Source organism: Alphaproteobacteria bacterium, assembly GCA_039980135.1.
Lineage (GTDB): Bacteria > Pseudomonadota > Alphaproteobacteria > UBA6615 > UBA6615 > UBA8079.
In genome coordinates this window covers 1-14,854 of the sequence record JBDXCV010000013.1, presented here as the reverse complement: position 1 = coordinate 14,854, position 14,854 = coordinate 1, and the positions used below count along the sequence as shown (strand labels likewise).

At 62.2% G+C, this 14,854-nt stretch carries 8 protein-coding genes and 2 tRNA genes; 2 read left to right on the top strand and 8 right to left on the bottom strand.

Translation table 11 applies throughout. The features are described 5' to 3' along the window. Positions 1-68: 68 nt before the first annotated feature. The 4 genes from ABJ363_15905 to ABJ363_15890 form a co-directional block, all read right to left on the bottom strand. Positions 69-1,334, bottom strand: a complete 1,266-nt coding sequence (locus tag ABJ363_15905) for a SulP family inorganic anion transporter (GenBank protein ID MEP4380474.1) — start codon at positions 1,332-1,334, stop codon at positions 69-71. Between the two features lie 150 nt (positions 1,335-1,484). Further along, a tRNA-Arg gene (locus ABJ363_15900) sits at positions 1,485-1,561 on the bottom strand. A gap of 97 nt (positions 1,562-1,658) precedes the next feature. Beyond that, a complete protein-coding gene (locus ABJ363_15895) occupies positions 1,659-1,964 on the bottom strand; it encodes an ETC complex I subunit (protein ID MEP4380473.1) in 306 nt (101 codons plus the stop codon). Between the two features lie 24 nt (positions 1,965-1,988). Further along, a tRNA-Pro gene (locus tag ABJ363_15890) sits at positions 1,989-2,065 on the bottom strand. Between the two features lie 230 nt (positions 2,066-2,295). On the opposite strand from ABJ363_15890, the gene ABJ363_15885 reads away from it, so the two are divergent. Further along, complete coding sequence (locus ABJ363_15885; protein ID MEP4380472.1) at positions 2,296-3,309, top strand: TAXI family TRAP transporter solute-binding subunit; 1,014 nt, start codon at positions 2,296-2,298, stop codon at positions 3,307-3,309. 93 nt (positions 3,310-3,402) lie between these two features. Further along, on the top strand, positions 3,403-5,595 hold the full coding sequence (locus ABJ363_15880; protein ID MEP4380471.1) for a TRAP transporter fused permease subunit: 2,193 nt from the start codon (positions 3,403-3,405) through the stop codon (positions 5,593-5,595). A 7-nt stretch (positions 5,596-5,602) separates the two neighbouring features. Here ABJ363_15880 and ABJ363_15875 read toward each other — a convergent pair whose 3' ends face one another. The 4 genes from ABJ363_15875 to ABJ363_15860 all read right to left on the bottom strand — a co-directional run. Then, the gene (locus ABJ363_15875; protein ID MEP4380470.1) at positions 5,603-7,021 is read right to left on the bottom strand and encodes an HlyD family type I secretion periplasmic adaptor subunit; all 1,419 of its coding nucleotides are present in this window, start codon (positions 7,019-7,021) and stop codon (positions 5,603-5,605) included. After that, the gene (locus ABJ363_15870; GenBank protein MEP4380469.1) at positions 7,018-8,817 is read right to left on the bottom strand and encodes a type I secretion system permease/ATPase; all 1,800 of its coding nucleotides are present in this window, start codon (positions 8,815-8,817) and stop codon (positions 7,018-7,020) included. Before ABJ363_15870 ends, ABJ363_15875 begins: the two co-directional genes overlap by 4 nt. Beyond that, complete coding sequence (locus tag ABJ363_15865; protein ID MEP4380468.1) at positions 8,792-9,847, bottom strand: TIGR03032 family protein; 1,056 nt, start codon at positions 9,845-9,847, stop codon at positions 8,792-8,794. Before ABJ363_15865 ends, ABJ363_15870 begins: the two co-directional genes overlap by 26 nt. After that, positions 9,844-14,854, bottom strand: a 5,011-nt coding sequence (locus ABJ363_15860) for a VCBS domain-containing protein (GenBank protein ID MEP4380467.1), incomplete at its 5' end; no start/stop codon positions are given. The genes ABJ363_15865 and ABJ363_15860, both read right to left, overlap by 4 nt.

Genomic DNA, 14,854 nt, shown 5'->3' with positions numbered 1-14,854 from the left:
CCATTCGGTTGAACGGAGCAAACATGCGAACAGCCTACATAAATCCGGCTGCTCCGACCGTCCACGCATCACCGCTCCGGCGGTGTCCAATCGCTCTTGATCCATCGCCGGCGGCTTAAACGTAGCGCCAGCCCGACGGACACCCCGACACCGATGGCAACGGTCAGATCGACCAGCACCGTCAGTACAAGTGTGAGCAACAGCAGCAGCAAATCGCTCGTTCGCCCGCGCGCATAGGTGCGCCATTTGTGTGGCTCCGTCATATGCCAGGCCGTGAGGATGAGCAGCGCCGCCAGCGCCGGCATGGCCAGGTATCCGGCCAGAGGTGCGGCCAGCAGCATCACCAGCAGAATGACGGCGGCATGGATAATGCCCGCCACGGGTGTCTTGCCGCCCGCCTTGATGTTTGTCGCCGTGCGCGCGATGGCCCCGGTGGCCGGCAGCCCCATGAAGAGCGCCGAGGCTATGTTCGCAGCACCCTGGGCCGTCAGTTCCGCATTGGGCCGATGCTGACCCTCGATCATCTTGTCCGCGACCATGGCCGACAGGAGAGATTCAACCCCGGCCAGAAACGCAATGACGAACGCCGAAGGCAGAAGCTCCACCAGTCGCGACGGCGAAATGTCCGGCAGCTCCGGCCACGGCAACTGGCTGGGCAGGTCGCCAAAGCGCGAGCCGAGGGTGTCCACAGCGGACGGCATCAGTAAAACCAGCGCGGAACCAATCCCGACGGCCACGATCAGGCCGGGAAATCGTGGCGCCACCCGGCGCAGGACGACGATCAGGACCAATGTCACGATCGCGATGCCGAATGCCGGCAAACTGAAGGTTTCCCGCGCATCCCATAGCGCCGGCAGTTTCTCCAGAAACGCGGCGGGGACATTCTCGACCCCGAGCCCGAGAAAGTCCTTCAACTGGCTCGTCGCGATGATCACGCCGATGCCGATGGTGAAGCCATTCACCACGGCTTCCGGGACATATGCAATCAGATTGCCCGCCCGGAAATATCCCGCGACCAGCAGGATGAACCCGGCCATGAACGTGGCCAGGACCAGACCGTCATATCCATGCTCCGCAATTACACCGAAAACGACGACGATGAATGCGCCTGTCGGCCCCCCGATCTGCACCCGGCTTCCGCCGAGCAGCGAGATCAGGAAACCTGCAACAATTGCCGTCACCAGCCCCTTTGCCGGGTCGGCACCCGACGCAATGGCGATGGCCAGACTGAGCGGCAAGGCCACCATAGCGACGGTGGCACCGGCCAACAGATCCGCGACAAACAGCGACCAGTTGTAGGTCTGGATCGTCGTGAGAATTTTGGGTTGGCGCATCTGATGAAACTGGAGTCTTGGGTGAAAACGGTGCCCGGCGTTTATCGTCACCGGCCGGTATAAACCATGCCCCGGGACGCGGGCCAGCGTGGAGATCACGATTGCCTCCATAGCCGACTAACTGCCCGACTGCCGCGTGGAACGAAGCAATGGCGCGCCCGGCAGGATTCGAACCTGCGACATTCGGCTTAGAAGGCCGATGCTCTATCCAGCTGAGCTACGGGCGCCGCGCTGTGCTTCAGAATGGTCTAACCATCGCCGGATTCACCGTAATCGCGAAACCTCAATTTCACGAATCGCACATGACCGTTCCAACGGGCGGGGTTAGTGGCTCCAGGGAATCCTGCGTCCGACCGCGAAGTTGTCCGCGTAAGCCTTTGGCTTGATTTGTCTTTCCTTGGGTTCCTGCACCACATAATCGAGCCCGTGGCGCGTGGCATGAGCTTCCGCGTCGGCGCGGCTTTCGAAGTTCATGCGGACCTGCTGCATGGTGTCGCCCGCACCGGGCCAGCCCATTAGCGGATCGAGCTGCTGGCGGCGCGTCGGCTCGAACTCGAGCACCCAGTTCTGGGTCTTCGCGCGGCCGGACTGCATGGCGGTCTTCGTGGGCTGAAAGATTCGTGCCTTCATGATGCAAATATTTCCCTCGAATGTTGGTCGGGGCGACGAGATTCGAACACGCGACCCCCTGCTCCCAAAGCAGGTGCTCTACCAGGCTGAGCTACGCCCCGACCCCGGTTTTCTCTGCCTTTACCCACCGACCCGTCAAGTGAAAACGGTCCCAATCGGCCCAGACTCTACCGGTTTGCGGCTCATCCAGCGCGAAAGGCTCGGGTTTGGGCATTCAGGCATGCTAAAATATAGACATAAAGCATGACGGACTTCCGCGGCGGAATTCGTTATGGATAGGCCAAGTATCAACAATATCAAATAGTTCAACTGGTTTAAACGGGAGGGTTCAATGAAACCTATTCGCATGCTCAAGTCTCTGGCCGTCGGCGTGACCGCCGTCGGTGTTCTGGCTGCCACACCGGCACTCGCTCAGAACAAGGATTACATCCTCAACACCGCCTCCACGGGCGGCACCTATCATCCGGTCGGCACGGCCATCGCGACCCTGTCGAAGGTCAAGCTCCTGCCGAAGCAGAAATTCAGCCTCACCGCGGTCAACTCCGCCGGTTCGGGTGCGAACGTGCAGGCGCTCGGCGCCAACACCGCCCAGTTCGCCATCGTCCAGGGCCTGTTCGGCTCCTACGCGGCAACCGGCACCGGTCCCGTGACCGCACCGCAGGAGAACATGCGTTCGGTCTCGATGCTCTGGCAGAATGTCGAGCAGTTCGTCCTCGACAACAAGTATGTGAAATCCGGTACGGTAGCCGACATCATCCCCCTCAAGGGCATGACCATGGGTTTTGGCCGCCAGAACTCCGGCACCATCGGCTCGAACCGTGTGCTGCTTGCGGGTCTCGGCCTCGACATGGAGAAAGACTTCAAGCTGATGCATGGCGGCTATGGTCCGTCGGCTGACGCGCTGGCCAACGGCCAGGTCGCAGGCATCGGCGCCCCGGCGGGTCCGCCGACCGGCGCGATCACCAAGCTGCTTGCCTCCAACCAGGGCAAGTTCACGCTGCTCAGCGTGACGCCGGACGAGGCCAAGAAGATGGATAGCGGACGCAATCTCTGGGTCCCCTACACCATCAAGGCCGGCACCTATCCGGGCCAGGACAAGGACGTGCAGACGATCGCGCAGCCGAACTTCCTGGCGGTCAACGCCGATGTGCCCGAAGAGCATGTCTACCTGCTGACCAAGGCCATCTATGAAAACCTGCCGTTCCTGCAGGCGATCCACCCGGCCACCAAGGCCATGGACGTCAAGGCAGCGACGGCCGGTCTTCCCGTGCCGCTCCACCCGGGTGCGGCGCGTTACTACAAAGAGGTCGGGGTCGATATCCCGGCCCACCTGATGGCGAAGTAGCGGACGCCCGCTCAGGACCGAAATGGAGGGTGGTCGCAGGTCGCGGCCACCCTTTTTTCGTATCACCGCGAACTATCTGCCGGGAAAATTGCCATGAGCCAGACACCCTTGCCAGGCATGGTTGATGCCGCTGCCATCGAGATCGAGCCGGAAGAACCGGTCCGGGGATTTCGCGATGGTGTCGTCGATCTCGACTATTCCCTGGCACATCTCGGCCGCTACTGGATCACCCTGCTCGCCATTTGTGCATTCGGTCTCTGGCATGTCGGCACAAATCTGTTCTGGAACGAGCCCGGCCTTTGGCAGAACGCCATCCATTATGGTGGGTTCGGGTTTCTCGGTTTCGTCACCTCGGCAACATTCAAACGCCATGCCGAGAAACCATGGTCGATCGGTCTGGACCTCGTCCTCGGTATTCTGGTCGCCGCCTCCGCGGCGTGGATCGCGGGGGCCGAAACGGGCCTCTATACGCGCACTCTGGCAGAAACCGGCCTGCCATGGCAGTTCACACCGATCGATTGGGCGGCAGGGATCATCATGATCGTCGCGGCCATCGAATTGACCCGCCGGATGACCGGCTGGATCATCCCCGTGCTGGTGATCGTCTCGCTGAGTTACATCCTGTTCCTCGGAGAGGTCCTGCCCGGCGTATTCCGCGCCGCCAGCCTGCCCTTGAGCGACGTACTGTTCCGCTCGCTGTACAATGATGAGGGAATGCTCGGGATCATCGCGACCATCTCGTCGGCCAACATTACCCTTTTCATGATTTTCGGCGCCTTTCTGGTCGTTTCGGGCGCATCGGACTTCGTCATCGAGCTGTCCAAGATCATCGCCGGACGTTTTCGCGGCGGCGCGGCCTTCGTTGCGATCATTTCGTCGGCACTCACCGGCACCATCTCCGGATCGGCCGTCGCCAACACCGCGTCTACGGGGATCATCACGATCCCGCTGATGAAGGCGAACGGTTTTCGCGCCAAGTTCGCCGCCGGGGTCGAGGCTTCCGCTTCGACGGGCGGCCAGATGATGCCGCCGATCATGGGCGCGGGCGCCTTCGTCATGGTGTCGTTCACGGGCATCGCCTACAGCACCATCGTGATTGTTTCGATCATTCCCGCCATCCTGTATTTCATGTCCGTCGGCTTCATGGTCCGCGTCGAATCCATGAAGCACCGGATCGGCACCGAGCAGATCGCCGCCGTCGATTGGCCGAAACTCTGGGGTGGCGCGCTCAATTTCGTGCTCCCGCTCGGCATTATGACCTACATGCTGGTGAGCGGGCGAACGCCCAGCTTCGCGGCCTGTTTCGCGATCGGCACGCTCATCGTCGTCAGCTGGATCACGCCCAACCGCATGGGCCCGCGCAGAATCTCCCGGGCGCTCGTCCTCGGTATCAAGACCTCGATCATGACCGCCGTGCTGCTGGTCACGGTCGGGCTGATCAACAACGCCGTAACCACTTCGGGTCTCGGCAACGGCTTCGCGCTGATGATCGCCCAATGGTCCCAGGGATCGGTCCTGATCGCGGTCATCCTGATCGCAATCGTGTCCCTGGTTCTGGGCATGGGGCTGCCGGTGACCGCTGCCTACATCGTGCTGTCAATCCTGTCGGCGCCGGCGCTCGCCGGCCTTCTGGCCGACGGAATCCTCGTGGACATGCTGGTCAACGGCATCTCCGACCCGGCCCAGGCGGCCATGTTCGCGCTGATCGATTCACCACATGTAGCGAATGTTACCCAAGGGATGAGTCTCGAGGCCGCAAAGGAGCTCGTCAGCGGCATGCCCTTCGAACTCGCATTGGTCATCCGTCCTGCCCTGATCGACGCCGAAACGCTGACGGTGTTTCTGTTGACCGCGCATCTGATCGTGTTCTGGCTGAGCCAGGATTCAAACGTGACGCCGCCCGTCTGCCTCGCTGCCTTCACCGCCGCCGGAATCGCGAAGTCGCCCCCCATGGCAACGGGTGTCGAGGCCTGGAAAATCGCCAAGGGGCTCTACATCATCGTGCTGTTGTTCGCCTTCACGCCACTGATCGGCGCAGGTTTCTGGGAAAGCATCCAGATCGGCGGCTTCGCCCTGTTCGGGATCTATTCACTGACCGCGATGATCCAGCGCTATTCCGAAGGGCCTTTGCCGCTCTGGCTCTATCCGGTGCTGATCGCCGGCGGCGCGCTTTGCTTCATCCCGTTGAATCTGCCGTTGAATGTCGTCGGCGCGGTGCTGGTCGCGGGTGTTGTCGTGTTCACGTCACGGCGGCGGCGCGAGACCGAGATCGTCGACGCAATCTAGGCGCGCGTTATTCCCGCAGCGAGCGGGAAATCGACTGCTCGACCGGGCTCACCAGATACTGGATCAAGGTGCGTTCGCCGGTGCGGATCAATACTTCGGCCGGCATGCCCGGCTGCAGCGTCAGGCCATTCAGGCGCGGATCATTCTGGTCCTTCAGGTCGATCCGCGCGGTGTAATATTCCTCGCCCGAATTCGAATCCGTCAGGCGGTCCGCCGATACCCAGGTGACCGTGCCATCCACCGTCGGCGTCACGCGCTGGTTGAATGCCGACAGGCGCACTTGGGCATCGAGCCCCGCGCGCACGATATCGATGTCCGTCGGGGTCACTCTGGCCTCGATCACGAGTTTCTCGCTATCGGGCACCACGTCGAGCAGACGGTCGCCGGGCCGGATGACACCACCGCTCGTAAATACCTGCAAATCAACGGCAAAGCCGTCGATCGGGCTGACGATTTCGACCCGGTCCAGCACGTCGTCCGCAGCACGGAAACGTTCCGCCAGATCGAGCAGCTGGCTCTCGACTTCGCGAAGCTCGGCAACAACCTCGTTCACCTGTTCGGTGCGCAGTTCAACGATGCGAATTTCAGACTCGCCGATGCTCTGGCGTGCCCGTGCGATGGCCGCGCGGTTCTGCCCGCGTTCGCCCTCGATCTCGGCTGCCCGCCGCTGCAAAGACAGCAGTCGGGATTTCGGCGTCAGGCCCTTGTCGAAGAGCGTCTGCAGGTCGGCGACTTCGCCGTTGATCAACACCAGCTGTTCATCGGCCGATCTGATCTGGGCGCGCAAACCCTCGATTTCCTCGCGGAACTGGCCGATACGCTGCCTGAGAATTCGCCGCTGGCCCTCGATCGAGTTGCGCCGGGCCTCGAAAATGCCGATCTGGCCCTGCATCGTTTCCTGTACGCTCGGGTCGTTCCCCTGAGACGTCAGAATTTCGGGAAACGTGACGGTCTCGCTGCCGTCGCGTTCGGCCCGCAGGCGCGCTGCCAGGGCGAGCGCGGCATTGCGCTGCCCCGTGATCAACTGCAGTTGGGCCCGCGGTTGGGTCTCGTCGAGCCGGATCAGCACCTGCCCCGCTTTGACCTTGTCGCCATTGCGGACCACGATCTCCTTCACGATCCCGCCCTCGAGATGCTGGATCGTCCGGCGATTTCCCTCGACCCCGACCGTGCCGATGGCGATGGCCGCACTGTCGAGAGGTGCTAAGAAAGCCCAGAAACCGAAAAAACCGAAGAAAATCAGAATGATCACCGAACCTATCAGGATCGGTGTGCGGGTTCCCAACTGTTCGCCGCCCCCGCCCGGCGGGGGCGGCGGCGTGCCACCTGCCGTCAGGTCCAGCTGCGCGAGCGCCTGCGCGCCCTGCTGTGGCGCAACCTGCATGCTCTCCCCGCCCGGCTCTCGCCTTTGCGATGCGTCGCTCATGCCTCACTCGCCGGCGGTTGTTCACCGCTGATCGCCTGGGTTTGACCGGTGACCTGTTCCGGTGTGACCGTCGCCGGTTCCGGACGCCCGGTCAGCTTGGCCATGACCTCGTCTCGCGAACCATAGATTTCGGTCTTGCCGTCCCGCAGCACCAGAATCTTGTCGACATGCTCCAGCATGCTCGGTCGGTGCGCGATGACCACAATCGTCACGCCGCGCCGGCGCATCTCATCGATCGTATCGAGCAATGCCTGCTCACCGACACGGTCGAGGCTTGCATTGGGCTCGTCCAGGACCAGAAGCATCGGCGCACCGAACAACGCGCGCGCCAGGGCGATACGCTGGCGTTGTCCGCCGGAGAGAATGCCGCCTGCCTCGCCGATCTGGGTCTCGTAGCCGTCGGGCAGTGAAAGTATCATCTCGTGGACATCGGCCAGCTTGGCCGCGGCAATCACATGTGCGTCCTCGGATTCACCCATGCGGGCGATATTCTCCTTCACCGTACCGCCCAGCAATTCCACATCCTGCGGCAGGTAACCCATGTAAGTCAGGCGGTCGACGTCGTTCCAGCTGGTCATTTCCACCCCGTCGAGACGGACATGGCCTGACGTGGGGGCCCAACTGCCGACCAGCAGCCGCGCCAGCGTGGTCTTCCCGGCCGCCGACGGCCCGATCAGGCCAAGTGCTTCACCCGGGTCCAGAGAGAAGCTCACACCGTTGATGATCGGCTCCGTGCGCCCCGGCACGCCGAGCACCACGCTATCGACCGTCAGTCGGCCCTGTGGTGGCGGCAGCTCGATGCTGTCGCGTTCGCTGCTGATTCCGATCAGCTCCTTCAGGCGCGCATAGGAACCGCGGGCGGCGACCATACCCTTCCAGGCCCCGATTGCCTGTTCGACCGGCGCCAGCGCGCGTCCCATAATGATCGAGGATGCGATCATCGCGCCTGGCGTGATTTCCTGCTGGACTGCGAGGAACGCACCTGTGCCCAGCACGCCGAGCTGAATGACAAAACGCATGAATTTGGCGATTGCCGTGATCATGCCGCCGCGCCGGCTGGCGAGCGCCTGCAACGCGATCATCCGGCCATTGTCGCGGTTCCAGCGGCTGATCAGGTTTGGCAACACGCCCATCGCCGCGATCATGTCGGCATTGCGAACCGCGGTTTCAGCCTGATGCGTCGCACGTTGGGACTGGCCGCTTGCCTGCGCCAGCGGATCGCGGGTGTACATCTCGTTCGCGAGCGCAAGGCCGAACAAAATGACCGCGCCGATCGAGGCGATCCAGCCCAGGCTCGGATGCACGAAGAATATGACGGCCAGGAAAATCGGCACCCATGGGGCATCGAGTATGGCGAACACCCCGGGCCCGGTCAGGAAGGTCCGCACGGTCTCGAGATCGCGCAGGCCACGAACCGACGGGTCATTGGTGTGGTTCAGGGCGCTTGTGACGCTGCTGCCGAGGATCGTGCCGCCCAACTTGCCGCTCATCCAGCTGGACAGGCCGATCATCACATAGGTGCGCACCCCCTCCAGGGCCGCCAATGTCAGCAGACTGACGATCGCGATGGTCGTGAGGACGACCAGCGTGTCGATATTGCCGCTACCGAGCACCCGATCGAAGACCTGCAGCATGTAAAGCGGCACGGTCAGCATCAGCATGTTGATGAAGAAGCTGAAAACAATAACGGGTGTAAAACCGCGCTTGATCGTCGAGATCGCGTCCGCAAACAGGTCAGTGACCGGCGGATTGCCGGCGCCGGATGGCGCGTTACCCATCATCGCCAATGGTGACAATGCGGTTGATTTCGTCGGACTGGAACCCGATCGCCATGGGGCGCACTACTCCTGGAAGCGAGACAACGTCGTATAACTCTTCGACGATACCCTCGATTCGCAGCCAATGCAGCGTATCTCCGGTTTCCGTGTCGATCACAAGCAGGCCACAGCGGGCCTCTGCCCCCGCTTTCCCGAGTTTGTCGTCGAGCGGCAGGCCCTGAAAAGTCCCCGCTTCGCGAGGCAGCGACAGACCAACGATCGCAAATTTGCCGGCAAAGGCCAGCCCGCGCAGGAAACCAGGGCAAAACGCGATGGGCTCGAATGACCCGCTATCCGAGTTGATGAAGCCGAGCTCACCGGTGCCGGCATTCAGCATCCAGAGCTTGTCGTTGTGCCAACGCGGTGAATGAGGCATCGACAGCCCGTCCGCCACGATCTCGTTGTTGGTGACATCAATGATAACGCCGCCATCGGTACGCTTGTCGCGCCAGCCGTCGGCCACGTCGCTGGTTGAGACGGCGCTGACATAGGCCGGCGCGCCATCCCGCATCGCCAGGCCGTTCAGGTGACAACGGTCTTCCGGTGCCAGGCGGGTAATGAAATCAGGCACCCAGACCGGCCGGAAACTGCGGGTCGCGTCGGTTGTCGCCAGACAGGAGAATTTCGTATTGGCGAAGACGATGCTGCCATCGGTGCGGATACCCATGTCGTGGGTGTCGATATCGCCCGTCGTGTAGCCGACCTGGGGCACGTAAAGCCGGTCGTGATCATTGTGGAGTTGGCCCGGCTCCAGCGCATTCTCAAAACGCCAGACCTGGTAGAGCGAACTCATCCAGAGCGTTTCACCCGCAGCGGCAAGGCCCATGCAGCGATTGAAGGTTCGTTCGAAGATGGTCATACGACCATCTTCGCGCCGCCCCAGGAAAAAGAGCTTGCCGGCCTGGTACGTGGTGAACGCGAGCGAAACTCCGTTCTCCGCCATCCAGGTCGTGAAATGGCGCGATACGTTGATCTCGAGTTTACGCTCGGACTCTGCGGTGTCCGTCAAATCAGGAAGTCGTCCTCGTGGAGGTTGGCCTCCTGTACACCGATCAGGGTCAGGCTGTCATCCCCATCGAGGGTGATAACCGTGTCCGCACCGCTGTCATTGGTCGCGGTCAGCAGGTCGGCGAAGTCCGTAAACCCGAAGTCGGAGACGTCGATCACGTCTTCGCTGCCCGCACCTTCCGTAAAGTCGGTGATGACATCGTCGCCCGTACCGTCGGTGAAGACGAACAGATCGTCCCCGCCGTTGCCGGTCAGTGTGTCGTTGCCTGCGCCACCGTTCAGCGTATCGCCGTAAGACGTACCCTCGATGGTATCTTCGTCCGAGCCGTCGACATCGACGAACAGGCCGGTACCCGACGAGGCCGTGTCGCTGTTGGACGTCTCGGTCGCCGTCGCCTCGACGGTGATCACGAAGTCGTCGCCCGACAGGTCCTGCTTGCCGAAGATGACATATGTGGCGCCCGAACTCGCACCGTTCGGATCGGCATAATGTGCGCCGATGACGATGTCGTCGAAGCCATCACCGTTGACGTCGCCCGCGGCACCGGCAGACCAGCCGGCATTGTCACCGCCGTTAATGCCCTGGATTTCGAAACCGACCGTGCCGTCGCCCGCGGCGAAGTCACCCATATCGATCTCTGCTGCGAACCCGGTATTCGTGCCGAACACAACGTAGACGCCGCCTTCGTCATTCTGACCATCCGGGTTGGCCTTCGGTGCGCCAACCAGCACATCGTCGAACCCGTCTCCGTTGAGGTCACCGGCATTGCGGACAACATGGCCCACACGATCCTGTGCCTCGGCACCCGAGATGATGAACCCGAGGGTCCCATCGCCGCCGTTGACCGTGGCCAACTCGCTGGTCTCGATGACGCCATCGCTCGTACCGTCGAGCGCATCGAGCGCCGCCAGGTTCGTCTGGCCACCGAAGATCACATAGGCCTCGCCGGAGTCGGTTCCATTAATCCCGTCGGCCCGGTAGGAACCGATGATGATGTCGTTGATACCGTCACCGTTGATATCACCAGCCTCGTTGATCGAGCGGCCCATCCGGTCATTGGAGGCCATGCCGTTGAAGATGAAACCGTTGGTCCCGTCCAGATCACCCAGGGAGAACTCGGCTCCCAGTGTGTCCGTACCGTACACGATATAGGCCTGGCCGGAGCTGCCGCCATTCGGATCCGCAAGACGGCCGCCGATCAGCAACTCGTCCTTGCCGTCACCGTTCATGTCCTGCATGCCCGAGATCTGGCGGCCTGTGGCGTCACCGACACCGAAGCCGCGGATCACGACACCCTCGGAACCGTCCCCCGTACCGGCCGAAGCCGCACCGTTGGACGGGTCCATGAAGTCCTGCACATCGATTTCGGCCGCAAATCCGGTCGTTTTGCCGAACACCAGATAAGTAGCACCATAATCCAGCGCCACCGGGTTCACTCCATCCTCGAAGTCGTTGCCCGTCGCGCCGATCGCCATGTCGTCGATGCCATCGCCGTTGAAGTCGAAACCGCCGGTCGTGGAATAACCGGTGAATTCGTTCGACGTCGCGGGTGCGACCGGCGAGCCGTTCAGGATGAAGCCACGTGAGCCGTCACCGCCGTCCGCCGCCTGCAACTGGGCGAGATCGATAAGACCATCGACCGTACCGTCGTCCGCATCCATCGCCGCGAAGTTGGCGTTGCCCGCCGAACCGAACACCACATAGGACCGGCCGGATACGTTTCCATCCGGGCTCGCCAGGGGCGAACCGATGATGATGTCGTCATAGCCGTCATTGTTCAGATCACCGGCCGAACGTACCGAAGTGCCCATCCGATCCCCGGCATTCGCGCCGGCGAAGGTGTAGGACTGGGCCGGCGTTGTGGCGCTGATAATGGTCTCCGCCGCATGGGTCGTGCCACCGAAGTAGAGGGTGACTTCGCCCGAGTTGGTCCGACCGAACGAATCGCCGCCAACGGAGCTGGTCAGGATGTCGGCAAAGCCGTCACCGTTCACATCGCCCGCCGTGGCCACATCGAAGCCGTTATTGTCCTGGCCGGTCGAACCGTCCAGCACGAAGCCCAGCGATCCATCGCCGCCACCGGCCGTGGTCAGATCGAACAGGTCGAACGTCGAACCGAAGATCGGTCCCGGAGGCGCCACGTTGATCGTCAGGCCAACGAGATCCGCCTTGGTCAGGGTCCAGGTACCGTCATTGTTGTCGGTACCGTTGTTGAACGTCGCGTTCGCCGGAACGTCCGAAAGCGTAATCGTGTGCACTTCCGACCCGTCTTCATCCGGGAAATCGATGGTCAACGGCACAGGAACCGCCGTGTCCGTCGCACCGACGGCATTCAGTGCCACGATGATCGGTTGATCGGCGACCGCGACGACCAGCAGGTCAACTGTCGCCGTGTCCGTCCCGCCGTTCCCGTCGGAAACCGTGTAGGTGAAGCTGTCCGCACCCGAGAAGTGCTCGAACGGCACGTAAGTGAAGTCCCCGTTCGGAGCCATGGTCACCGTTCCGCCATTTGCGGAGATGATCACCGGCTCGACGACGTTCAGAATGTCAGAGGCATCAACATCGGTGTCGTTGCCGAGAACATTGCCGATCACCGGAATGTCCTCGATGCCGCCGAAGCTATCTCCGTTCGCGACCGGGCCGTCATTCGTGCCCTGGATGGTGATCGTCACCGTCTCTGTGTCCGTACCGCCGTTGCCGTCGTCGACGGTCACGTCGTAGGACTGGACCAGCGTGTCGCCGGCGCCGAGGCTGTCGAGAAGGCTGTCATTGACCGAGAAGTCCCAGTCGATGGTGTTGCCCGCACCGAGAACCGCAGCAAAAGTTCCGAGGTAACCCACGCCGTTCGCCGACTGGCTCACCGTGTGGCTGTCCGTCAGGTCGACATCCGCGAAATTCAGGGTGCCGCTGTCGGTCAGATCATCGGTGTTCTCGCCCGCATCGCCGTCCGGCAATTCGGTCACGTCACCCGTCGTATCGCCGCCGGTGATCACCGGCGCGTCGTTCGTGCCCGTGATGGTGATGGTCACCGTCTCGGTGTCCGTGCCGCCGTTACCGTCGTCGACGGTCACGTCGTAGCTCTGGACGATGGTCTCGCCATCGCCGAGATGGTCTACCAAGCTGTCATTGACCGAGAAATCCCAGTCAATGTTGCCGCCGTTGATCACCGCGTTGAATGCGCCAACATAGCCGATGCCGTTGGCAACGCTGGAAGCCGTGTGGGTGTCGCTCACGTCGCCGTCGGAGAAGCTCAGGGAGCCCGAGTCCGTCAGATCATCGACATTCTCGCCCGGGGCGCCGTCGGCAATCTCGGTCACATCACCCGTGGCATCGCCACCGGTAATGACCGGGGCTTCATTCGTGCCCGTGATGGTGATGGTCACCGTCTCGGTGTCCGTCCCGCCGTTGCCGTCGTCGACGGTCACGTCGTAGGACTGAACCAACTGCTCGCCGGCCGCCAGGCCGTCCAGCACGCTGTCGTTGACCGTGAAGGTCCAGTCGATGTCCGAACCGTTGATCACCGCGGCGAAGGAACCGAGGTAGCCAGCACCATTTTCAACGCTGGAGACCGTGTGGGTGTCGGTGATGTCCACATCCGTGAACGGCAGCGTGCCCGTATCGGTCAGGTCGGCCGTGTTCTCACCGGCATCGCCGTCGGGAAGCTCGGTAACCGAACCGGTTGTATCGCCGGCACCGATCACCGGCGCGTCGTTCGTGCCCGTGATGGTAATGGTCACCGTTTCGGTGTCCGTCCCGCCGTTACCGTCATCAACGGTCACGTCGTAGGACTGAACGATCGTCTCGCCGGCCGCCAGGCCGTCCAGCAGGCTGTCGTTGACCGTGAAGGTCCAGTCGACGTCGCTGCCATTGATGACCGTATCGAAGCTGCCGATGTAACCTGCGCCATTATCGACGTCGCTCACCGTATGAGTGTCGATCAGGTCTACATCCGTGAAGGCCAGCGAACCAGAGTCCGTCAGGTTGTCGGTGTTCTCACCGGTCGCGCCATCCGCGATCTCGGTGACGCCACCCGTGGTGTCGCCGCCGGTGATAACCGGGGCGTCGTTGGTGCCCGTGATGGTGATGGTGACAGTTTCCGTGTCCGTGCCGCCGTTACCGTCATCGACGGTCACGTCGTAGCTCTGCACAATGGTCTCGCCAACCGCGAGGTAATCCACCAGGCTGTCGTTGACCGTGAAGGTCCAGTCGACCGAGCCAGCACCAACGACAGCACCGAAGCTGCCGATGTAGCCGATACCGTTGTCGACGCTGGACACCGTGTGCGTGTCCGCGATGTCTTCATCGGTGAAGGTCAGCGAACCACTGTCCGTCAGGTCATCGATATTCTCGCCCGATGCGAGATCCACGATCTCCGTCACACCGCCGGTCGAATCACCGCCGGTAATGACCGGGGCTTCATTCGTACCCGTGATGGTGATCGTCACCGTCTCGGTGTCCGTGCCGCCGTTTCCGTCATCGACGGTCACGTCATAGCTTTGAACAACGGTCTCGCCGGCGGCTAGGCCGTCCAGCAGGCTGTCGTTAACCGTGAAGGTCCAGTCGATGTCGCCGCCGTTGATGACCGCTCCGAACGTGCCGAGATAACCCGCGCCATTGTCGACACTGGAAACTGTGTGGCTGTCCGTCAGGTCCACATCCGTAAAGGCCAGCGATCCCGTGTCGGTCAGGTCCGCGGTGTTCTCGCCCGCGTCGCCATCCGGCAACTCGGTCACAGCACCGGACGTGTCGCCGGCGCCGATGATCGGGGCGTCATTGGTGCCCGTGATGGTGATGGTCACCGTCTCGGTATCCGTCCCGCCATTCCCGTCATCGACGGTCACGTCGTAGGATTGAACGATCGTCTCGCCGACTGCGAGGTGATCAACGAGGCTATCGTTGACGGTAAAGGTCCAGTCGATCGAACCCGTGCCGTCACCCGTCGCCGGATCGCTGATGACCGTGGCAAACGAACCGATGTAGCCCGCACCGTTGTCAACGCTCGACACC

What these genes read in the sequence shown, in the direction of transcription:
- ABJ363_15905 (MEP4380474.1), bottom strand. Translation starts at nt 1,334, where the DNA reads ATGCGCCAACCCAAAATTCTCACGACGATCCAGACCTACAACTGGTCG.
- ABJ363_15895 (MEP4380473.1), bottom strand. Translation starts at nt 1,964, where the DNA reads ATGAAGGCACGAATCTTTCAGCCCACGAAGACCGCCATGCAGTCCGGC.
- ABJ363_15885 (MEP4380472.1), top strand. Translation starts at nt 2,296, where the DNA reads ATGAAACCTATTCGCATGCTCAAGTCTCTGGCCGTCGGCGTGACCGCC.
- ABJ363_15880 (MEP4380471.1), top strand. Translation starts at nt 3,403, where the DNA reads ATGAGCCAGACACCCTTGCCAGGCATGGTTGATGCCGCTGCCATCGAG.
- ABJ363_15875 (MEP4380470.1), bottom strand. Translation starts at nt 7,021, where the DNA reads ATGAGCGACGCATCGCAAAGGCGAGAGCCGGGCGGGGAGAGCATGCAG.